We start from the raw sequence: 22,937 nt of genomic DNA, 5'->3' as shown, positions 1-22,937 counted from the left end.
AATAAATGTATAAAACCTAGAGCTACTCTGCCTCTCCCCCTTTTGCTGCAAATGAAAAGCATGGAGAGCCTCTTTTTCTGTTAAATTGCCAGAAAGATATTTCCCTTGATTGGATATAACAGCGTAGTCTACAAGATCAGGAATCATATTGTCTGTAACTAAACTGCTTGAAGCAATATAATTTTTCACCTTAGTAATCTGAGTTTCTGCATAATTTGCTGGCAAAATGATATTAGCCGAAAAGGCAAACATAAATAGACCCATTAGCAGTGCCACTAATAAAATAATCCCTATGCAAAGAAATAATAAATACCTAAGGAAAAATGTATGAAGACGTGTTCCTTTCCTCGGTTTTATTGACTCCATTTATATCCAATCCCCCAAACCGTGTTAATGACATCTATGTCAAAAGTATGTAGCTTTGAGCGGATATTTTTAATATGTTCTGTTATCGCCGTACTATCACTTTTGCCATCAAATCCAAAAATCGTTTCGTATATTTGTTCTTTTGAAAAAACTTGTCCCCGATTACGTGCTAAAAATTCACATATCTCATACTCACTTTTAGTTAGCATGACTCGCTCATTATGAACAAAAAGCTCTTTACCTGAAAGATTAAAATGCACATTATCGATATAAAGAATGCTCCGTTTCTCTCTTCTTTCACGTCGAATATGGGCATTGACCCTTGCACGTAGCTCCCCAATGCCAAAGGGTTTGGTTAAATAATCATCTGCACCTAATCCAAGACCATACATAACATCTTCCTCTAACGATTTAGCAGTAAGAAAAAGAATCGGACAATCCACTGCATAGCGAATTTGTCCGCATAGTGTAAAGCCATCAATAGCAGGCATCATCACATCGAGCAAAATTAAATCGAAGATACCTAGATCTAGCTTAGCAACTTCTGTTGGTTCGGATACAATTGTTACTAAATGATCATCTGTTCGAAGTGAATTTTTAATCAACATTAAAATATCTTCCTCATCATCAACTACTAATATATTCGCCATAACTAACCCTCAAATCCATTCCTAATGTTCTGATGCTCTGCCTTCCCATTTCCCAAACCATAGACACGACAGTATAAAGGTCACTAATATGCCTCCTATACAAGCTATGATACCATGACGCAAGCTAGCCTCGAGCAATGTTATATCCATTCCTACAGACTTTATGATCCATAAGGAAATGAAGTGCCCGCTCCATCCATAAGGTAAAAATGGCCAAATACTATCTCCTAAGCCTGTAAGCAGTAAAGCAACCAAAAGAGCTTCTACTATACCAAGTCCAATTGAAGCTCCTTTTCCAAATTGGAGACTAACAAATAAATGTAATATATATATAATGACATGACTGCCGAATAGAATACATGCAGCCATACTATAAAATGAATAATCAAAATGTACTTCATGTAATAGTTCTATAAAGCCTATACTAAAAATTGCTATAGAAAGAAAAATAGCTCCAAGGCTAAAGAGCAATAACAGTAACAGTTTAGCCATGTATGTCATGATTTTTCTGTTCGTTGTAGCCAGCATTACCTGAAAATGACCTGCGTTTGCCTCCTGTTCAGATGCCATAGCACACACCAATCCTATAATAATAGGTAAACCACATGCTAATCCCTGAAAATATGCTGTTACCTTTCCTTGAAAATCCCATGGTGAATAAGTGTAGTAGGCTAAAAAGATCCCTGAAATAATGAGGGGGACCAGTAGATGTGTGAGTAAAAAAGGTGTTCTTTTTGTTTTAAGACATTCTGCTCTTAATAATCGTAACATGACCATCAGCTATTTCGCCTCCCTATTTTGAAACCACTTTGCAGTCAGGAAGCTAATCATTATAAATAAAGCTAAGGCAATTAGTAAGCCTGGAAGTATAACACTATTATTGAATAATGGGCTTCCTTCTGGAACTGGCAAACCATTTGGTAATATACCAAGTGTTGAACATAATAAACGTGCTCCAATTGCAAATGGATAAGAATACCACAAATCCCCGTCTGCAAAAGCAACAATCCCAATGATATTAGCTACTAAATTTATCAAAATAGCTAAATAGGTGCCTAATTTAGCTGCTAAGAAAAGACATAAGGGAATTTGCCACAAAAACGTAAGAAAAATGATGAGAGCACTCAGTAAACTACTTGTTAGAGGTAAACTATGATTGAAAAGCAAACCTCCTGCTGTGATTCCTATAAAGAAAATAATCGTAATTAGTAGTAACCATAAACTTGTTGCAAGTATTTTTGCAAGCCAGATTTTTTTCAGGTTAAGTGGTAATGCAAGTAAACTATGATATTTCATTTTTTTATCTTTTTCCACCACTAAAGCACAGCAGATCGTCAAAGCTCCTGGCAAAAGCATGGAGTACCACCAGTTATAAGCACCTGTTTGAAAGAAAGTCCCACCCATAAGTACAGCACTTAAAAGTAATGTCATAATGGGCGTAAGCCAAAGTAATTTTGGGATAAAAGATCGCTTCCATTTTAATTGTTCTGCTTTTATAATTGCTATCATGTTAATGGCCTGCCTTTCTATTAGCAGACACAACCTGCATAAATAAAGATTCTAATTCCTGTCCCTGTGGTGCCATTCCCTGATAGCCCAATTTGCCATCAGCAATAATGCCAATGTCATCAACGACTTGTTCCACCTCAGACAGTATATGACTAGATAATATAACTGTGATGCCCTGGGCAGGAAATGAGCGAATAAGCTTCCGTAGATCTTGAATTCCAATTGGATCTAGCCCATTCGTCGGTTCATCTAAAATTAATAGCTTTGGTTTGTTTAACAGCGCAATGGCTATTCCCAATCTTTGTTTCATACCTAAGGAAAACTGGCCAGCCCGTTTCTTTCCCGTATTTGTTAAATCTACAATTTCTAATACTTCTTCAATACGACTTTGCGGTAGACCTAACGCTACCGTTCGAACTTTTAAATTTTCTTTTGCTGTTAAATTTTCATATAGAGGGGGGGTTTCAATTAAGACACCGATGTCTTGTAAATCATTTCGTGTCCATGGACGCCCATTAAAAATGATTTCCCCTGCATTAGGCTGTAGCATGCCAGTAATCATCTTTAATGTTGTTGACTTCCCTGCTCCGTTAGGTCCGAGCAAACCATAAACGGTATTTCGTTGGATTTCTAAAGATAAATTGTCCACAATTGTTTGACCTTTAAAAGCTTTATAAAGATTTTCCGTTTTCAAAATCAATTCTTTCATAAGTAGTCATCATCCTTTCGATGACCTTAGTATAAAAAATAATTATAAGGATTTTATAAGGATTCCAAATTCAGTTTTATAAATAGCGAAACAAAAAAAGCATTTGGAAATGACATCATTCCAAATGCTTTGCCTATATATTTTACATAAACTCTTTTACTAATTCATTAAAATCATTTTCACTCATTTTGATATCGATATCTGTTAATGGTAACTCAGAGTAGCCAGGTACTTTTTGCTGATACGATGTTGTTTCTGTATCATGATAAATAATACCTGTTACTAAGCCCTCATGTTCCATTACTGTACGCATCGCCATTCCACGATCTGAGTGATCATAGCCTTCCACATCTGCTAGTTTTGTTAAGTTTTCTTTAAACCAATCATATGTGTTCACTTTGTTGTACGTTACACAAGGTGAGAAGACATTGATAAATGAGAAGCCTTTATGGTTAATACCAGCTTCAATTAAAGCTGTTAATTCTTTAATATCTGTAGAGAAACCTTGTGCCACAAATGTAGCACCACTTGTTAATGCTACCTCTAACGGTTTTAATGATGGCTCAATCGCTCCACCTGGTGTAGATTTCGTAATAAATCCGGCAGCAGAACGTGGAGATGTTTGACCTTTTGTTAAGCCATAGATTTGGTTATCCATTACAATATAAGTGATATCGATATTACGGCGGATCGCATGAATTGTATGCCCCATACCGATAGCAAATCCATCACCATCACCACCTGAAGCGATGACATGTAAATCACGATTGGCCATTTTTAATCCTTGTGCAATTGGAAGTGCACGGCCATGGATACCATGGAATCCATAAGAATTAATATAGCCTGAGATACGACCTGAACAACCAATTCCAGAAATGACAGCCAGTTCATTTGGTTCAATGCCGACATTTGCAGCAGCACGTTGAATAGCTGCTTGTACGGAGAAGTCTCCACAACCTGGGCACCAATTTGGCTTCACTGTATTACGAAAATCCTTAAATGTTGCCATTAGCGAGTCAACTCCTTCACACGATTTTCTAATTCACCTGGCAAGAATGGTGTACCATTGTATTTAGTAATTGTTGCAATCTTCTCATGACCACCAATATTCATCTTCATAATATTAGCTAATTGACCAGTATAGTTATTTTCGACAACAATCACTTTTTTCGCTTTTGCTACAAGAGGAGCCATTTCCGCAGATGGGAATGGGTGAATTAAGCGAATATGTGCATGATTTACCTTCATTCCTTGCGCATTTAATCGTTCTTGCACTTCTTCAATAGCACCCCTTGTTGAGTTAAAGCCTACTAATAAAATCTCAGCTTCCTCATGTGGCGCATTGACATATACTGGGTTATCAAATTTTAATTTAGCTAACTTACGGAAACGTTTATCCATTTGCGTTTGGCGATTACCCGTTGCTTCAGATGGCTTACCTGTTTCATCATGTTCAACACCCGTAACGTGGTGAATACCATGTAATTTACCTGGTAATACACGAGGTGAAATGCCATCTTCTGTATCTTCATAGCGTTTGAAGTAGGCTTTGTCTGCCGCTTCTTCCAATTCGTCTGTAACTATTTTCCCTCGACGAATTTCGATTTTATTGTAATCGAACGGTTCTACAGATTGTTTCCCTAGTGACAATTGTAAATCAGTCATTAAGATGACTGGTAATTGTAGTTCCTCTGCAATATTAAATGCTTGGATTGTATCAAAGAATGCTTCCTCCATAGTAGAAGGTGCGATGACTACTTTAGGAATTTCACCATGTGTTCCGTAAAGCATAGCCATTAGGTCTGATTGCTCTTGCTTTGTTGGTAATCCCGTTGAAGGACCTCCACGTTGTGTATCGACTACTACTAATGGTTGCTCTGTCATACCTGAAAGACCTATTGCTTCCATCATTAATGAAAGACCAGGACCTGCAGAAGCAGTAAAGGAACGTACACCACCAAAGTTAGCACCAATAGCCATCGTAGCTGCAGCAATCTCATCTTCCGTTTGGATGACTGTCCCGCCGAATTTCGGTAATTTTTTAATCAAGTATTCCATAATTTCAGAAGCTGGCGTAATTGGATATGCAGCCATAAAGCGTGTCCCAGCAGCTAATGCACCAAGCGCCACAGCGTCGTTCCCAATCATAAACATACGACGTTTACCATCTGCAGGTGCAAGCTCCCATTCACCTACACGATCACCTAAAAGCTCATTCATAATTTGGCGACCACGTGTAATGGCTTCCATATTTTTTTGAACGACCTCTTCGCCCTTCTTACCAAAAATATCATCAACAACATTTTGGAACACGGCATCCTCTAAATTTAGTAATGACGCGGTAGATCCTATTGCCACCATATTTTTCATTAACGAAGTACCAAGTTCTGCTGCGATTTCAGTGAATGGTACAGCAAATAAAGGTGCCTTTGAATCTTCTGGTTTAACAGGATCAAATTTCGCATCTGCTAAAATAACACCGTTCTCTGTAAGCTCTTTATAATTGACATCGATTGTTTCTTGATCGAATGCCACTAAAATATCTAAATCATCCGCAATTGCACGTACTTCTGTTGGACGAACTGTAATTTTATTATTCGTATGGCCACCTTTAATTCGAGAAGAGAAGTGACGATAACCGTATAGGAAATAACCTAGACGATTCATTGCCATTGAGAAAATCTCACCTGTACTCTCAATCCCTTCACCCTGTTGCCCACCGACTTTCCATGAAAGCTGATGTAACATGTCAACAACTCCTTAAATCCAATGTGTACTATTATTTTTCCTTCATAAGTTTAACACGAAGAAACCGTCTGCACTATTGTTTCTCAACGATTTAGGCGAAAATCAGACCTTTGACTGAAAATCCTGTTCATAAAGTTGTAATTTTCAAATCTAAGCAAAATCAAGCCTCTTTTTCAAGTGACATGTATCATATGTAGAACATGAAAAAATGCCTCGCCACATTATTATGTGACAAGGCATTTTACTTCATTACAATTTTATCGAATACGTTTTTCCACTAGCAGCTTCAAGGCTGTACGTTCTTCACCAGCAATTAAAATATCGGCAAACGCCGGCGCGCAAATCAAATCTGTGCCACTTGGCGCTACAAATCCGCGTGCAATGGCCACTGCTTTCACGGCTTGGTTAAGTGCACCTGCCCCAACTGCTTGCATTTCTGCTTGCCCTTTTTCTCTGATTACCGCGACTAATGCACCTGCAACTGAATTTGGATTAGAGCGTGATGATACTTTTAATGAATCCACAATTATTCCTCCCCGTTTCGCGAATAGTGTTTACGCTCAACAACTCATGTCCCCCTTTTTTGGACCTCAAGTTATTGTCCGTAGCACATTTTATGCTCCGCAAGAAGGAAATAGACTAAGAATCCTGTATCCCACTAAAAGAGTTGTAAACCAACAAACTTCGACTTATTTTATCCTTGAAACGGATAATCTTCATTTATATAAATACGTTCACATGCAGTAGCTTTCCCTGTTCGATCATCAATATCTACAAAGAATCCACTTAATACCTCTCGCCCTTTCTTTGGCACTTCAAAACGTGAAGGCATATTAGTTTGGAATTTATAAATGACGCTCTCCTTTGTCATGCCTAAAATTTCATCATAAGGACCTGTCATACCAACATCCGTAATATAGGCTGTACCGTTCGGGTAAATTCTTGCATCTGCTGTCTGTACATGAGTATGTGTCCCAACAACCGCTGAAGCCTTTCCATCTAAGTGCCAGCCAAGGGCGATCTTTTCACTCGTCGCCTCCGCATGAAAATCTACAAAAACAAGTGGTGATGTTTGACGTGCTTCCTCAATCAATTGTTCCGCCATTGCAAATGGGTCTTCATGAGGAGGCAAAAATACACGACCATGTAAATTAATGACAGATAATGTCACGCCATTTTTCGAAATTTGCACCATTCCTTTACCAGGTGCCTCATTTGAAAAATTGGCTGGTCGAATTAAATAGTCTGCATCATCAATAAAATCAAATATATCTTTATTATCCCATGTATGATTGCCCATTGTAATGACATCTACACCTATCTGTAATAGGCTATTATAAATATTACGCGTAATCCCACGTCCTGCCGCAGCATTTTCACCATTTGCGATTACAACATCTGGATTAAATTTCTTTTTTAAGCGAGGTAAATATTTCTCCACCGCATCTCGCCCAATTGATCCAACAATATCGCCAATAAATAAAACTTTCATTTTTTAACCACTCTTTCTTTCATTCCGTCTCTATAGGATTTTAGAGACATTCATTCGCACCTATCATACCATCATTCATTGTAACGCGAGGACAATGATTACGCAAAATAAAATATCGGATCTTACAATGCTATATAACTTTAGGCTTTTTTACGTTCAAATAGATCAGTGTTGAAGATAGGCTAAACCAATTCATTTTCATTAGTTTTAAAAAAACAAACTGTTTCATATTGCGATTAATTAACTTAACTTTTAGTATGTCTGGATAAGCCTTTAAAAAGGATTGCATCTCATACTTCATTTGTTGTTTCGTTGCGCTTTGATGAAGAATAACTAGTAACCCCTCAAACTGGTAATTCAAAAAGCTATTTTTCACTTCCGCATAAACCTCTGCACGCAGTAATTCCATTAAGAGCTTTTTATACAAGACATCATAATTATTCCGTAAATTAACCATTGCTTTCTTAGTTAAAGAGCTTTCGTTGTTCACATTATAATAATAAAGTTGTCTTGGTACATAGCAGATAGACTGGTTTTTTATGACGGCTCTCGTTAAAAAAACAGTATCTTCAGCGAAACTCATCGCTTCATCAAAACGAAGCCTATGCATATCTAAAAAAGATTTTTCATACAATTTGCAGCTTGCGAAACCAAAATGGCTTTCCCCTATTTCTGTAAATAATTTATTTAAACACTCTATTGCACTAAAAGTACAATAGGTGTTGGATGGATATTGTAATTGCCTACTTCCTTCCGCTTCCTGCCAGTATAAATCGCATTTTGCAATGTTGGAGCCTGTTAGCCTACATGCTTGATACAGTTCCTCCAGCATGGTTACCTCTAGCCAATCATCCGCATCCACAAAGGTGATAAATTGTCCATTCGCATGGTCAATCCCTATATTCCTCGCCTTACTTACACCGCTATTTTCCAAATCCAAAACGGTAATACGCTTATCAAGATCAGCGAAATTTTGCAAAATAGATAATGATTGGTCCTGACTGCCATCATTAATCATAATAATTTCAATATCTCTTAATGTTTGATGGCATATGCTCGTTAGACATTTCTCCAAGTATTTCTCAGCATTGTAGACAGGCACAATGACACTCACTAAGATTTTGGACGCCATAACTTCGCGCCTCCTTTACGGAAAAACTCTATCCACTCTTTTCTTTGTTCCTTCTTTAAAGCAACCCAAAAAAGACTGCCTGCTACCAGAACTGTATAGTAGAAAATATAAAGCAAAATAGAAAGCCAACTAATTGGAGGTTTTGTTAATTCCCATAATAACTTACCTATACAAATGGCCAAGCTAAAAGCGATAACTAGTCTACCAACCTTTCTCCAAAATCCGAATATATCTAATCCAATTTTTTTATGGTAATAGATGTTCATGATCACTACATTCCCTATAAATAATGAACAAGCCGTAATCATTGCTGTACCGATTTTTCCATAAAAATAGATAGCTGGTATTGATATAAAAACATTGGCGACTGCAACGCTAATTAGTAAAACAGTTCTAAATTTAAAAAGGTTTTTGGCTTTTAATACATTAAGCCCCAAGTTTTGAATGAGATCAATACTAAAAGGCACCATAATAATGAGAACGATCGCATATATGTCGATAAAATCTTTCCCTAACCACAGTAATAAAAATTCTTGACCAAAAAGAAAAAAGCCACCCAATATATAACCGACGACTAAAAATTGTATCGCTCCAACTTTAATGAAGAGTTGATTTATCTCTTCTAATCCATTTTCCTTTGTCACAAGCATCGAAATACGAGGTAAAAATAATCCACTAATGGCTAAAGCAAGTGACATAAATATCAAAACAATTTGAACCGCCACTGCATAAATGGCAACATCCGCAGTTCCCTTCAATATTCCTAATAGAACTTGATCAGTTTGCCAATAAATTTTATCCACAATGACTGTTATAAAAATAAAAAATGAATAGACGAAAATTTCTTTTATTAGTGCTGTATTTTTTATGGTAAAAGTAAATTGGATAGAAAGCACCTTCGTACAATAAATAGCATCTAACGCTAAAAAAAGAATGTTATAAATAGCGATAATAGCTATTAATGTCACCGAATTTGTCCCCTGTAACAAAAAAAACAACATTGTCAGGGGCTGTATAATCACCTGTAATAATGTTGTCAATTTAATAAAAATAAATTTTTCATATGCTTGTAGAATGGAAGTAAAGACGCCTAAGGGAAACTGCATCGCCAAACTAATGGTCATTATATAGCCCATGATCTTGGCCTTTTCTAATTGTTCCTTTGATAAACTTTGACCAAAAATATGATCCACGTGTGAAAATAGAAAAAATCCTATCAATAATGAAAGACAGCCAATACCAATAAATAATCTTAGAAAAAATCCATTTAAAGATGCTTCTAACGTTTTATCCGCTGCGGCTCTATTTCTAGCAATATAGCGTATAATGGCGTTGCCTAACCCTAAATCTAAAATAGATAAATACCCTACAATTACTATCATTAAGGAATATAAACCGTATTCTTTCTGACCAAGGAGCGCGATCAAAATAGGTGTGAAAATAAGAGAAGAAATCATTGTACAACCTATTGTCAAATACGAAAGAATGGCTCCAATCTTAATTTCTTTCATGAGCACACCTTTCTACTAGTTAGGATGACTTTTCATCAAGTATCGCAGGATATAATGCATGGTATTGCGCAACGACTTGTTTAATTTGATAATTTGCTAAAGCATGGTCACGACCGTGGCTCGCTCTTTCTACATATTGCTGTGAACTGTAGTTTAATGCCTTATTTATTGCCATTGCTAAAGCCTTTGGATCCTTGGCTGACACTACTTCTCCATAATCCCCCACCAAATACTCACAATCGCCAACATTCGTTGTCACGCAGCAGGTTCCACTAGCCAGTGCCTCCACTAGCACATTAGGTAGCCCCTCTCCCGCTGATGATAAAACAAATAAATCAGCCGCAGCCATTAATTGTGGGACATCCTCTCTACTACCTAATAAGAATGTTACCTGTTGCAACTGTGCTTCCTCAATCATTAGCATTAATTCCTTATTAAAGGTATCGATTTCATAGCCAACTAAAAATAAATAAAAGTCTTGTCGAAGCTGACGTAACCATTTTAAACTAGCAATCAAATTTTCATAATCCTTTAAGGGATCCCATCTCCCGACATGCAACAAGATTGGTTGGTTTTTTATACCGAATTGTTCCATATAATAATATCTTTTTTTACTCGGCATATATTCGTCTGTGTTAATTCCATTAACAATAACGTGATGTTGCTTCCCTTTGTAGCCAATCGCTTCGTGTATTTCCTTTACTTTTGGCCCACACGAAATAATGGCATCCACACGTTTCGACAATCTTGCACAAAGCTTGGCAATAAAAATAGTCCTGCGTTTATTCTCCTTTTTGTTTAAATTACTGTGGTGAATACCCCAAATTAATTTCTTTTTGAGGAAAATGGATAGAATATACCCTAGTAAATTTGCATGATACATCCAAGTTTGAATAATGTCGCTACCTCGACATAATCGGTAACAGTCTAGAACAGCCCTTATACTATTACTGCGCATATCACATATAGATACCTTAATATGTAATTGCTGCTCAATTAACTTACCATATGTCCCCATCTCTGTTAAACAGATGACTTCTACCTCATACACATTCCGATCCATATTTTGCAAAAGACGATAAAGCATTGCTTCAGCTCCCCCAAGTCCAATAGTGGTAATGATATGAGTAATTTTAATTTTCTTTTGGATAGTCTCATCCTTTGACTTAAATTTGTTACTTGTAGAGAGCGCATAATTGGCGCGTAACATTTTCTACATCCAGTCCTTTATTGATTATACTGTTTTGGATAATATGTTCATCCAATTTGACATTCTTCTTAGCAATTTGTTGTAGCCAACAATCTATATCGCCCTGTAGATCTAGATAATGTAGTAAACCAATATCAAGGTCTACTTCCCTTGGTAAAGTCGAAGAAACAATGGATGGTGTACCACAAACTTGAGCTTCCAACAGAACAATTCCAAACCCTTCAAAATGAGATGGTAAAATAAATTTATCGAAAAGTTGTAGTAGTTTAATGATATCAGCACGCTGTCCTAAAAACAGAACACAATCCTCTACGTTTTTTGCTTTTACGAGATCGCGAACTTCCTGTTCTAAGGGGCCATCCCCTATCAAAAATAATTTAAAAGGAACACCTTGTTGTTTTAAATTGCTAGCAAGTTCAATTAAAAAAGAATGGTTCTTAACTTGAACAAAACGCCCAATATGTCCTAATACTAACTCGCCATCTTGGATTTTTAATTTCTTCCTCAAACTCCGCTTCTCTTCATTTGATATGCGTTCAATTTTGGTGTTATCGATCGGATTTGCTATTATTTCAAAAGGTTTTTTATGAAAACAAAATTCTCCTGCTTTTTTACTACAGGCTACCAATTGAGTCGCATTGAAAACACTTAGTTTCTTCAACATGGTTAACATGACTGGATGATTCCACTCTTCTGCAACATTCGTATGACTGTGTAGTACACGGCACTGAACACCTGCTAAACGAGCTGCTAGTAATGTAAAGACTGCTCGATAGCCTGTATGATCATGAACGGCATCATATTGATGTTGTTTAATTATTCGATAAATATTTTTTATATACGAGAGAGGACCCTGTTGCGTAATATATTCCTCATAAAATATCTTTGCATCTTGTTGTAATAAAATATCATGGTATGGCCCTTTATTAAACGACACAAAATCAAAATGATATAATGATTTGTTTGTATTCATTAAGATGTCTACAATCATCGTGGTAATACCACCATAATCTGTTGTTGGAATAATATGCAGGATTTTTTTCACAGCTATATTCTCACCCTTATTCTTTTCCGTAATAATACTCGTACGTACTACCTTTTATCTTATAATTATTTAAGATGACCCCTAAAATATTGGCTTTGGAAACCGTTAAGATGGATTTTGATTTTATAACAGCGGCTTTCCCAACCACCCCTGTGTTGACGATTAACAGGGTGCCATCACATTTATTTGATAAAATTTGTGCATCCGATAAAAAGAGTAATGGTGGTGCATCCAATATAATGATATCGTATAGATCTTTCACTTCAGCTAAAAACGAGGTCATCGTTTCAGAAGCTAGCAACTCTGTAGGATTGGGCGGAATGGCTCCACTCGAAATGATATCCACTCCTTCAACAAAGGTTTCTTGAATAACTTCCTGTAGTGTAGATTGGCGTGATAACACAGAGGAAAGTCCCGAAATATTGTCAAGATAGAATGTATGATGCAAAGTTGGTTTACGCATATCTGCATCTACAATGAGGACATTTTTACCCTCTTGCGCAAATACTACACCGATATTTGCTGCATTTGTAGATTTTCCTTCACCAGCGATAGATGAGGTTACTAAAATGGTTCTAACATCTTGATTAGGTTGTGAGAATTTAATATTTGCCCGGATCGTACGATATTGCTCAGAAGGAATGGATGTCATATCAGAAACGGTAATCAGCTTGCGAGCCATTGTTGATTTTTTTGTTTTTCTTTTGGAAAATATTACGATGACCCCCTGTTTCCGGATTTTTTTCTAGTAGGCATTTCTATATTACTGACAACCCCAATCACTGGTAATGATAAAACCTCAATATCTTGTTCTGTTTTAATAGTCCTATCAATTTTTTCTAAAAAATATGCAAGCACCATCGCCAAACTGAAACCTGTGATGGCTGCTATGATAAGATTTAACAGTTTATTTGGCTTAACAGGTACTGGATGCTCACTATTTTGTGCTACAAAAAGAATATTAATATTGTCTACATGCATTAATACAGGGATTTCCTCTTTAAATATTTCTGCAATCGTATTAGCTATTTTTACTGCCCTCTCACTATTCTCATCTTGTACTCGAATGTTCACTACTTGGGAGTTATTGGCGCTCGAAACCTCAATTTGCCTCATTAATTTCTCTGGCGTCGTATCAAGTACTAGCACTTCAATAACCTTCGCTAAAATAACAGGGCTTTTGATAATGACATTGTACGTATTAATTAACCGAAGATCCGTATCTACATTCTGTGCCCCTACTAGTTGCTGATTTTCATAGTTTTTTTGATTGACCAATATTTGGGTTTCCGCTTCATAAATGGGTGTTTGAATAAAGTAACTAATCAATAAAGCAACGCCTATTGATAGAATAGTGAGCATTAGGATAAGGAGCCAACGTTTTAGCATTACTTTTACTAGACTTTGTATTGTCATTTCTTCATTCAAAATGGATCCCCTCCTAATTGGCAAATGTGCGTAATGCTAATAAAGTATATTAAACAAGCCTATTGGTTATTCAGATGTAATTGTGATTTTGCCCTTATTATAAATAGTGCCACTCACAACAAATACAAGTATATGAAGCATATTAAAATATAGTATTTCAAATGTAGAAACCCCTAGAGCGGCTACCATTACTAAGCCCATAAATACGATTGCTTGTTTATTCATATGACGATATCCTTTGACGATTGCCAATAAAAACAAACAATAGCTAATCAATGCCATCAATCCTGTTTCTTGTACAATATTTACGAATGTATTATGTGCATGAGCAACACCTATCGACCACAGTGATTCAACACCGTGTCCCCAGAAACGAAAATGCTCAATAACATAATGCCAAATTTCAAGACGACCATCTGTTATGTTCGTCGACTTTTTTTCCATTTTCGATAAAATACTTTGTACAGCCTCTTGCATTATGTCCAATTTGATCATCACTATCACCAACACTAAACCTGCACCTACAAAGAGTAAAATCAATTTTAAGAGTGGTAAAAAGGTTTTGTTCATGCTTTTGACAATACAAAAAAATACAACAACTGTGGCAATAGAAACCGTTAACAAGGAAGTGCGGGCATTTGATAGCAAGATGACATACAAAGTAAATATATAAACGGTCATATAAAGAATAAAAGACCATATGTAGTTTACCTGTTGTTGTCCGTGTAGCATCTGCATTGCCACCTTATACAATCTCATGAGTACAACGATCATTAAACCAATCATTGAAAACCCCATCGTATTTGGGTTCTCAAATACACCTGAAAAAGCTGAAAACATATAATTTGCTTGCTGAAAACATAAAGCTAAAAATGGTATATAGGCCATTAAAACACTATTCAAAACAATTTCTATCACCTGTTCTTTGACAAGATCATTAAAAAAAATTGAAACTGCTATGAACATGCACATTAATTGTAGACTGTTTTTCAGGAGAACCATATCCTGATTCACCCCTGCTGATATCACACAAAAAAAAGTATACATACTAAAAAAAACACTAGCTTGTACATTGTGAATGAATATTTTTTTATGGATGAAAAAAGAGACGAGTATGATTAACAGGCTGATTAATAAGGATAACTTATGGAAAATACCAGCGACAGGCTGCATCAGGCTCATAAAAACAAGTAAGCTAAACAGTAATGTATAGAGCAATTGCATCTTTTTTCACGCTCAATTCTAACAAAGACGTTTAAAATATAAGCCATCGTTTCTTTATAGCCATATCATCTAACTCAAGTGGCAAAATAGGCTTGTTCGCTAAAACTCTTGCATTATTATCTAAGAGGCGAGTGATTGTATCTATTTCTTTCTTTTTCTCCAGATAGTGCAGTGCTGATTGAAAGAAGAAACTTCTTTTTTGTAAATCATGTGCGTCTGAGCCAATCGTATGAATGTAATTTGCTCTCACTAAAGCGAGGGATAAACGTTGTATGTCCTTTCCATATAATCCTGTTAAACTACCTGTTGTCAATTGTGTCAATACTCCCTGTTGAATAAGGGCCTCTAGTTTCTTTGGATTTTCTTTAATGGCAAAATTTCGTTCTGGATGAGCTAAGATTGGTATATAGCCAAATGTTTTTAAGCTCCTTATCATCTCTATCGTATAAGCCGGAATAGTGCTCGAAGGAAGTTCTAATAAGATATATTTTGACTGTGCTAATGGATGAAGTTGCTGTTGTTGTAGTAATGTTGGGAGATTATCATGTAAGCGAATTTCGTGGCCTGTATGGAGTGTAATTGGAATTTGATGATGATGTAATAATTGTTGTAAATCATTTACTTGCTCTACCACTTTTCTATAAGTGACATGATATTGTGGGTGTCTAGCATGGGATGTACAAATAATCTCTGTAATCCCTTCTTTAGCAGCTTGCCTTAGCATTTCCAAGGAATCCATCTCATTTTTTGGTCCATCATCCACATCATATAAGATATGTGCATGGATATCGATCATGATTATCACGTCTTTCATCGTTAATCAAAATCTAGCCTTGTTCTTTTTTATGATGGATGCTCCTCAAACATGACTCTACCTCTACTAAAAAAGAGGCTCTCTAGATAATAATCTAAAGAAACCTCTAACATTCAATATTATTTCGCATACTCCACAGCACGTGTTTCGCGAATGACTGTTACTTTAATATGACCTGGATAATCTAACTCTTCCTCAATACGTTTACGGATATCTCGTGCAAGACGATGAGATGCTAAATCATCAATTTTTTCAGGTTGTACAATAATACGAATTTCACGTCCAGCTTGAATAGCAAAAGATTTTTCTACACCATCATAGCTTTCTGAAATTTCCTCTAACTTTTCAAGTCTGCGGATATAGTTTTCAAGTGTTTCACTACGTGCACCTGGGCGAGCTGCTGATAATGCATCAGCCGCTGCAACTAATACCGCAATAACAGATGTTGCTTCAGTATCACCATGATGCGAAGCAATACTGTTGATAACAACCGGATGTTCCTTATATTTCGTTGCTAGTTCCACACCGATTTCGACGTGGCTACCTTCAACTTCATGGTCAATTGCTTTCCCAATATCATGTAATAAGCCTGCACGACGAGCTAACGCTACATCTTCACCAAGTTCAGCAGCAAGTAATCCTGCTAAATGTGCGACTTCAATTGAATGTTTTAGGACGTTTTGTCCATAGCTTGTACGATATTTCATACGGCCTAAAATTTTCATTAAATCTGGATGTAAATTATGAATGCCAATTTCAAATGTAGTTTGCTCACCTGTTTCGCGGATTTGTTCATCCACTTCACGTCGAGCTTTCTCCACCATTTCCTCAATGCGAGCTGGGTGGATGCGACCATCCTGTACAAGTTTTTCAAGTGCAAGTCGAGCCGTTTCACGACGAATTGGATCAAAGCCTGATAATATAACCGCTTCAGGAGTATCATCAATAATTAAATCAATCCCTGTTAATGTTTCCAATGTGCGGATATTACGGCCTTCACGACCAATAATACGACCTTTCATTTCATCATTTGGCAAGTTCACAACAGATACAGTTGTTTCTGCTACATGATCTGCCGCAAAGCGTTGTAATGCTAATGATAAAATTTCACGTGCTTTTTTATCTGAGTCTTCTTTCGCACGTGTTTCAGCTTCCTTCGTCATCACAGCAATATCAGTCGCTAACTCTTTTTCTACTTCATTTAGGATAACTGTTTTAGCTTCATCTCTAGTTAAAGCAGAAATACGTTCTAGCTCTGTTTTTTGTAGTGCTACGAGCTCGTCCACTTTGCTCTCCATCTGTTCAATATGCTGTTGTCTTTCAGCTAGAGCTTGTTCTTTACGCTCTAAGCCTGCTTCTCTCTTATTTAGAGCATCATCCTTGCGATCAAGATTCTCTTCTCTTTGCAATAAACGGTTCTCTTGTTTTTGAAGTTCTAAACGACGTTCACGAATGTCATTTTCGGCTTCAGTACGAAATTTGTGAGTTTCATCTTTGGCTTCAAGTAGTGCTTCTTTCTTCATTGCCTCCGCTTCTCGTTTTCCTTCTTCAACGATTGTTTCAGCAACATGTTTAGCACCAGTGATTTTTGAGTCATTCACTTTTTTCATGTAGATATAGCTAACAGCGGCACCAACGATGAGTCCAAGCAAAGCGGAGATGATAGTAATTCCATCCATATGAACACCTCCTCTTGCTATTTGGGTATTACTGTTTCAGTCGGCGCATACATCTATCGCGCCTTGGCGAAATTGCGCCAGATTTTGATTGAATTTACACAAAATCCGTTCTATTAGCCAAAGGCTGTAGCTTCATTTAGTAGGTGTTTAGACATCTATATGAAAGGGAAAATCTCAACAATATTCTAAATGTGTGATGTCCATTTCACTAGAAAACACTAGGTAAATGAAGATAAAATGTACTGCCTATTTAAAGTCATAATTCAGAAATTATACATATTTAATTGTATAGCTAGCCTTAAGCTCTGTCAAGGATAGTCGGGCGTCTGTTCGCCCTTCAGCCAAAAAAAGTAAGTCCTATCCATTCGGTTATTTTTCACCCTATTACTTTTACACTAGAAAAAATTTCATCTTAAATACAATTAATATAAAAACAGTACATAAGAAATAACACCTTGAGATAGACGGCATTACTCTTATTATGGGTAAAAGTTTAAGAATATAGACAAAAAAAAGCATTGTTCCCTCAAAAAATGGGAACAATGCAATCGTTTATTATTCTTCTTCAAGAAGTAACATCAATTCTTCATCCATCTCTTCTTCATCATGAGCAGCAATTGTGTAAGAAGAAGCTGCAATACCATAAGAAGCTCGAATTTTATTTGCGATGTCTTCCATAACAGCAACATTTTCTTTTAAATATTGTTTAGCATTTTCTCGACCTTGACCTAGACGTTCATCACCATATGCATACCAAGAACCACTTTTTTGGACAATATCTAATTCTACACCTAAATCAACTGTTTCGCCTTCTTTAGAAATACCTTCACCATACATAATATCCACTTCAGCAGTACGGAAAGGCGGTGCTACTTTATTTTTAACAATTTTAATTTTTGTACGGTTACCAACAATATCATTACCTTGTTTAATAGCTTCTGCTCGACGCACTTCTAAACGGACAGAGCTATAGAATTTAAGAGCTCGTCCACCTGGTGTTGTTTCAGGGTTTCCGAACATGACACCAATTTTTTCACGAACTTGGTTAATGAAAATAGCAATCGTTTTTGATTTATTAATCGCACCTGAAAGTTTACGTAATGCCTGAGACATTAAACGTGCTTGTAGGCCGACATGAGAATCACCCATATCCCCTTCAATTTCAGCTTTTGGTACTAAGGCAGCAACGGAGTCAATAACGATAATATCAATAGCACCACTACGCACTAATGCTTCTGCAATTTCAAGTGCTTGCTCCCCTGTATCTGGCTGTGAAAGTAATAGCTCGTCAATATCGACGCCTAATTTTTGCGCATAAACTGGATCTAATGCATGCTCTGCATCGATAAATGCAGCTTGTCCACCTTTTGCTTGAACTTCCGCAATGGCATGAAGCGCAACTGTTGTTTTACCAGATGATTCTGGGCCGTATACTTCAATAATACGTCCACGTGGATATCCGCCTACTCCTAATGCTGCATCAAGTGCTAACGAACCACTTGAAGATGTCGCAATTTCTAAATCGGTTTTTTCGCCGAGTTTCATGATAGAACCTTTACCAAAATTCTTTTCAATTTGCTTTAGAGCCTGTTCTAAGGCTGCTTTACGATCACTCATTCATTTTCCTCCTTCGAAAACTGTTCACTGTTTTTGTCTATCTCTACTATACTTGTTTTTGAGAAAACACGCAAGAAAAAAGCGAACATTTATTCGATTTTTCTTCAAAATAAAAATTTGGATAGTTTTCCTCTACCCAAATTCCTATTTTTTACTCTATCTATATCGTTTTGTATATCCACGCTCTTCTAATAACTGCATTAAATAATGGCATGTAAATTTCACTGCACGAAGTCGATTCGTATTGCGCATGCCAGATAAATGAAGTAAATATGTAAGTGGCTCCTCATCCTCAATGGCAATACCTATCCAAACCGTACCTACAGGTTGGTGATCATGCGCAGTAGGGCCTGCTTCGCCCGTAAGACCAATGCCAATATTCGTTGAAAACTTTTCACGTACAGCACTCGCCATTGCCGCTGCACACTCGCTGCTGACAACACCATGTGTATCAATTAATTCTTGTGAAATACCAAGTTGTTTTACTTTCGCATCTGCTGCATACGTAACAATGCCTCCGATAAGTGCATTGCCTACTCCGGGAATTTCAGCAAGTTCAGATTGAAATAACCCAGCTGTTAAACTTTCTGCAGCTGCAATTGTTAGCTTATTATCAAGTAACATTTCAACTGTTTTAGATGCAAGTGAATCATCATCTACACCATATTGATACTCTCCAACTAGTGCCTGTATCTCTGCAACTTTTGCAGCAATTAACTGTTGAGCTTGTTGCTCTGTTGCTGCTTTAGCTGTCACGCGCAATGTTACCTCTCCATCAGAAGCAAGTGGAGCAACCGTTGGATTTGTTTGTGCATCTAATATACTTTGAACACGTACTTCGAGCTCGGCCTCACCAATGCCATAAAAACGCATGACATGAGATGCAATGATCCCTCCATCATTCAGCATCGCTGCTAGCTTAGGTTTAGCCTCAAATTGAAACATTGGTTCTAGCTCTTTTGGAGGTCCTGGAAGTAAAATATAGGTACGATCATTCTTTGTGAAAATCATACCAGGAGCCATGCCATGGTGATTGGCTAGCACTTCACTACCAGCTAAAATTAATGCCTGTTTACGATTATTCTCCGTCATTGGACGTCCTCGTTTGGCAAAAAATTGCTCAATATACGTTAATGCCACTTCGTCAAATTCAAGAGAAACACCGAGGTGACGTGCAATCGTTTCCTTCGTTAAATCATCCTTCGTAGGTCCAAGCCCTCCCGAAAAAATAATGAGATCAGCACGAGACTCCGCCACTTCAATAGCTTGTTCTAACCGTTGCGCATTATCTCCAACTACTGTGTGATAAAAAACGTTTATACCAAGCTCTGATAACTGACTTGAGATAAATCTCGCATTTGTATTCGTAATTTGACCTAATAATAACTCAGAGCCAACAGCAAGAATTTCAGCATTCATGATTCACAAGACCTTTCTTATTTAGACTCAAGTAAAACACGTCTGTTTAGATAGAAATAATCCCACCCAGACCATAGCGTAAAGAACAATGCAATATAAAGCATGATCATATCAAATGGAATACCAATTAGTGTAAAGATTGTATTGTGTAAAAGAGCAGCAGCAATCGCTACAATTTGTGCCCAAGTTTTTATTTTACCGAGCTGATTAGCAGCTACAACTTCTCCTCCACCTGCCAAAATTAGACGTAAGCCAGTTACTGCAAATTCACGGCTAATAATAATGATAATGATCCAGGCAGGCGCCATATCAAGTTCTACCATTAAAATAAAGGCTGCTGAGACAAGTAATTTATCAGCTAAGGGATCTAAAAATTTCCCAAACGTTGTCACAAGATTATACTTACGTGCATAATAACCATCCACCCAATCAGTTGTTGAAGCAAAGATAAAAATAAGTGCACCTATAAAATGATGGATTGGCATCTCTGCACCAAATAGTGTCAATGTTCCCCAGCCGAAATCAAACATCATAACAATGACAAAGAATGGAATAAGCAAGATTCGAGAGATGGTAATTTTATTTGGAATATTCATTTTTCTAACACCTTTCATGATGAAAGAAAGTAGCCATCAGATGATGACTACTGTTCTTTATTGAAATTGATGACGATATTTTGCGTTACAATTTGTTGTGCATACGTTAGAGGTTCGTCATTAATATAGATTTTAGCCTGTGTTGAATTACCAAGACGGATACGTACATAATTTTGCGCTGTAGCGTCATATTCAATTACTTCACCAGCATTATAGACACGTGTATCTGTTAATAATTCTTGTTGTTGTTGGTCACGAATACCAACAAAAGTAGGACCTGATACTTCGACTTTAATTTTCATAGTCTTTGTACCTGTTAACGTATAAGAAGTTGTCGCTCCATCTGTCTCAATAGTACCCGCAGAAATTGTTTGTTTCATCTCTTCAGTTTGATCTGTTTGATCTTCATCAATTGGTGTTTCATCTGTAGAGTTTGTATCTTCTTTATCATTTTTTTGTGCATCTTTATTTTCTTTGTCTTTTTTATCTTTTTCACTATCAATTGGCTTAACATTTGTATCATATTCCATCTCAGGAGTTGGATTTACTTCTTCGCTTGTCCCTGAACTGTTTTTTGATTGCCATAGTATCCATATAGCTACAATGATAACAACAATAAATAAAGCAACAATGATTTTGGGCATTGCCTCCATCATTTTGTTGGAAGGGCCTTTCGATACCTTTCTTCTGCTAGGACTATTCGACATAGATTGACTTAATTGATCATTTGGAGTGCTTGGCAGTTCATTTTTATATGTCTCTAAAATTTCTTCAGCGTCCAAACCAACCGCTTCTGCATATTGTTTAATAAAAGCTCGTACATAAAACGAACCAGGCATAATAGAATAATTGCCTTCTTCAATTCCTACTAAATAACGCTTTTGAATTTTCGTTATTTCTTGTAAATCGTCTAAGCTGTAGCCTTTAGACAGTCTCGCCTCTTTTAGTCGAGTACCTAATTCTGCCACTAATAACACCTACTTTAACATCAAATTAAAAATTAAATCCTCCAAATGAATCGGATTCGGACATGTGATTTTTTTCCATTATCTCATAGGTAATTTCTTCATCTGTGTGATGACGCAGTTCAATAATATAATCAAAATCCTCTATTTTATATTCAGAATGCTGAACGAACATATCTGGATGCTCTACAACTTTAATACATGGCATATTCATCATTTCACGCACTAATTGCAGATGTCGCTCATCAGTTGAACGTCGAGTCACAATACCATCTAGAATAAAAATATTGTTACGACTAAATTCATCACCCACAAGCTTATTTCGAACTGTTTGTTTAATCATTGTAGACGATAAAAAAATCCACTTTTTATTGGCACAGACACTTGCAGCTACAATGGATTCGGTTTTCCCAACACGTGGCATGCCACGTATACCAATTAGCTTATGTCCTTCTTTTTTAAAGAGTTCCGCCATAAAATCGACTAAAATACCAAGTTCGTCTCTTACGAAGTGGAAAGTGTTTTTTTCGTCTGCATCTCGAGGAATATAGCGACCATGCCTAATAGCTAGACGGTCACGAAGTTTTGGTTGTCGAAATTTGGTTACGTTAATATGTTCCATTGTCGAAACGATTGTACGAAATCGTTCAATCGCCTCATCATTGTCTGTATGCACTAACATACCACGTCGATCCTCGTCGACACCATTTATTGAAATAATATTGACACGAAGCATCCCTAAAAGTGAAGCAATATCTCCTAATAATCCAGGGCGATTCACCTGAATTTCATATTCAAAGTACCAATCGCTCAACACACTCGT

22 protein-coding genes and 1 pseudogene are annotated in these 22,937 nt (G+C 36.8%); all 23 read right to left on the bottom strand.

What is annotated here, in order from left to right; translation table 11 throughout:
- Positions 1-366 (bottom strand): annotated as a pseudogene (locus RT445_RS08735) (sensor histidine kinase); the annotation flags it as partial.
- Positions 354-1,016, bottom strand: a complete 663-nt coding sequence (locus tag RT445_RS08730) for a response regulator transcription factor (RefSeq protein WP_312505254.1) — start codon at positions 1,014-1,016, stop codon at positions 354-356. The gene RT445_RS08730 and the pseudogene RT445_RS08735, both read right to left, overlap by 13 nt.
- Before the next feature lie 21 nt (positions 1,017-1,037).
- Positions 1,038-1,793, bottom strand: coding sequence for a lantibiotic immunity ABC transporter MutG family permease subunit (locus RT445_RS08725; RefSeq protein ID WP_312505252.1), 756 nt, complete (start codon positions 1,791-1,793; stop codon positions 1,038-1,040).
- Positions 1,794-1,796: 3 nt separating this feature from the next.
- Positions 1,797-2,525 carry a lantibiotic immunity ABC transporter MutE/EpiE family permease subunit gene (locus tag RT445_RS08720; protein ID WP_274796057.1) on the bottom strand — a complete coding sequence of 243 codons (729 nt, stop codon included), beginning with the start codon at positions 2,523-2,525 and terminating at the stop codon, positions 1,797-1,799.
- Between the two features lies 1 nt (position 2,526).
- Positions 2,527-3,234: a lantibiotic protection ABC transporter ATP-binding protein gene (locus RT445_RS08715; RefSeq protein ID WP_312505250.1), complete on the bottom strand. Its 708-nt coding sequence runs from the start codon at positions 3,232-3,234 to the stop codon at positions 2,527-2,529.
- Positions 3,235-3,376: 142 nt separating this feature from the next.
- Positions 3,377-4,243, bottom strand: a complete 867-nt coding sequence (locus tag RT445_RS08710) for a 2-oxoacid:ferredoxin oxidoreductase subunit beta (RefSeq protein WP_274796055.1) — start codon at positions 4,241-4,243, stop codon at positions 3,377-3,379.
- Entirely contained in the window at positions 4,243-5,982 is a 1,740-nt protein-coding gene (locus tag RT445_RS08705) for a 2-oxoacid:acceptor oxidoreductase subunit alpha (protein WP_274796054.1), read from the bottom strand. The genes RT445_RS08710 and RT445_RS08705 overlap by 1 nt, the downstream gene beginning before the upstream one ends.
- Positions 5,983-6,239: 257 nt before the next feature.
- The gene (locus RT445_RS08700) at positions 6,240-6,506 is read right to left on the bottom strand and encodes a stage V sporulation protein S (protein WP_004224903.1); all 267 of its coding nucleotides are present in this window, start codon (positions 6,504-6,506) and stop codon (positions 6,240-6,242) included.
- Positions 6,507-6,676: 170 nt separating this feature from the next.
- Positions 6,677-7,474 (bottom strand): TIGR00282 family metallophosphoesterase, encoded by a 798-nt coding sequence (locus tag RT445_RS08695; protein ID WP_274796053.1) that lies wholly within the window; start codon positions 7,472-7,474, stop codon positions 6,677-6,679.
- Positions 7,475-7,604: 130 nt separating this feature from the next.
- Positions 7,605-8,606, bottom strand: a complete 1,002-nt coding sequence (locus RT445_RS08690) for a glycosyltransferase family 2 protein (protein ID WP_313470425.1) — start codon at positions 8,604-8,606, stop codon at positions 7,605-7,607.
- The gene (locus RT445_RS08685) at positions 8,588-10,117 is read right to left on the bottom strand and encodes an oligosaccharide flippase family protein (RefSeq protein WP_312505245.1); all 1,530 of its coding nucleotides are present in this window, start codon (positions 10,115-10,117) and stop codon (positions 8,588-8,590) included. The genes RT445_RS08690 and RT445_RS08685 overlap by 19 nt, the downstream gene beginning before the upstream one ends.
- Before the next feature lie 19 nt (positions 10,118-10,136).
- The gene (locus tag RT445_RS08680) at positions 10,137-11,327 is read right to left on the bottom strand and encodes a glycosyltransferase (RefSeq protein ID WP_312505243.1); all 1,191 of its coding nucleotides are present in this window, start codon (positions 11,325-11,327) and stop codon (positions 10,137-10,139) included.
- The gene (locus tag RT445_RS08675; protein WP_312505242.1) at positions 11,293-12,372 is read right to left on the bottom strand and encodes a glycosyltransferase; all 1,080 of its coding nucleotides are present in this window, start codon (positions 12,370-12,372) and stop codon (positions 11,293-11,295) included. Before RT445_RS08675 ends, RT445_RS08680 begins: the two co-directional genes overlap by 35 nt.
- 16 nt (positions 12,373-12,388) lie before the next feature.
- On the bottom strand, positions 12,389-13,087 hold the full coding sequence (locus RT445_RS08670) for a CpsD/CapB family tyrosine-protein kinase (protein ID WP_313470427.1): 699 nt from the start codon (positions 13,085-13,087) through the stop codon (positions 12,389-12,391).
- Entirely contained in the window at positions 13,087-13,800 is a 714-nt protein-coding gene (locus RT445_RS08665; RefSeq protein WP_312505240.1) for a YveK family protein, read from the bottom strand. Before RT445_RS08665 ends, RT445_RS08670 begins: the two co-directional genes overlap by 1 nt.
- 66 nt (positions 13,801-13,866) lie before the next feature.
- Entirely contained in the window at positions 13,867-14,703 is an 837-nt protein-coding gene (locus tag RT445_RS08660) for an O-antigen ligase family protein (RefSeq protein ID WP_312505239.1), read from the bottom strand.
- Positions 14,704-15,055: 352 nt separating this feature from the next.
- Positions 15,056-15,820: a tyrosine-protein phosphatase gene (locus RT445_RS08655; protein ID WP_312505238.1), complete on the bottom strand. Its 765-nt coding sequence runs from the start codon at positions 15,818-15,820 to the stop codon at positions 15,056-15,058.
- A gap of 137 nt (positions 15,821-15,957) precedes the next feature.
- Positions 15,958-17,517, bottom strand: coding sequence for a ribonuclease Y (gene rny, locus RT445_RS08650; protein ID WP_274796045.1), 1,560 nt, complete (start codon positions 17,515-17,517; stop codon positions 15,958-15,960).
- Between the two features lie 555 nt (positions 17,518-18,072).
- Positions 18,073-19,134 (bottom strand): recombinase RecA, encoded by a 1,062-nt coding sequence (recA, locus tag RT445_RS08645; protein ID WP_274796044.1) that lies wholly within the window; start codon positions 19,132-19,134, stop codon positions 18,073-18,075.
- A gap of 156 nt (positions 19,135-19,290) precedes the next feature.
- A complete protein-coding gene (locus RT445_RS08640) occupies positions 19,291-20,553 on the bottom strand; it encodes a competence/damage-inducible protein A (protein WP_312505236.1) in 1,263 nt (420 codons plus the stop codon).
- A 17-nt stretch (positions 20,554-20,570) separates the two neighbouring features.
- On the bottom strand, positions 20,571-21,149 hold the full coding sequence (gene pgsA / locus RT445_RS08635; RefSeq protein ID WP_274796041.1) for a CDP-diacylglycerol--glycerol-3-phosphate 3-phosphatidyltransferase: 579 nt from the start codon (positions 21,147-21,149) through the stop codon (positions 20,571-20,573).
- A gap of 47 nt (positions 21,150-21,196) precedes the next feature.
- Positions 21,197-22,126, bottom strand: a complete 930-nt coding sequence (locus tag RT445_RS08630) for a helix-turn-helix domain-containing protein (RefSeq protein WP_274796040.1) — start codon at positions 22,124-22,126, stop codon at positions 21,197-21,199.
- A 16-nt stretch (positions 22,127-22,142) separates the two neighbouring features.
- Entirely contained in the window at positions 22,143-22,928 is a 786-nt protein-coding gene (locus tag RT445_RS08625; protein ID WP_274797280.1) for a DUF3388 domain-containing protein, read from the bottom strand.
- Between the last annotated feature and the right edge of the window lie 9 nt (positions 22,929-22,937).

The organism is Lysinibacillus sp., from assembly GCF_032093475.1.
Taxonomy (GTDB): Bacteria; Bacillota; Bacilli; order Bacillales_A; family Planococcaceae; genus Lysinibacillus; species Lysinibacillus irui.
This window is presented reverse-complemented; position numbering and strand designations above follow the sequence as displayed.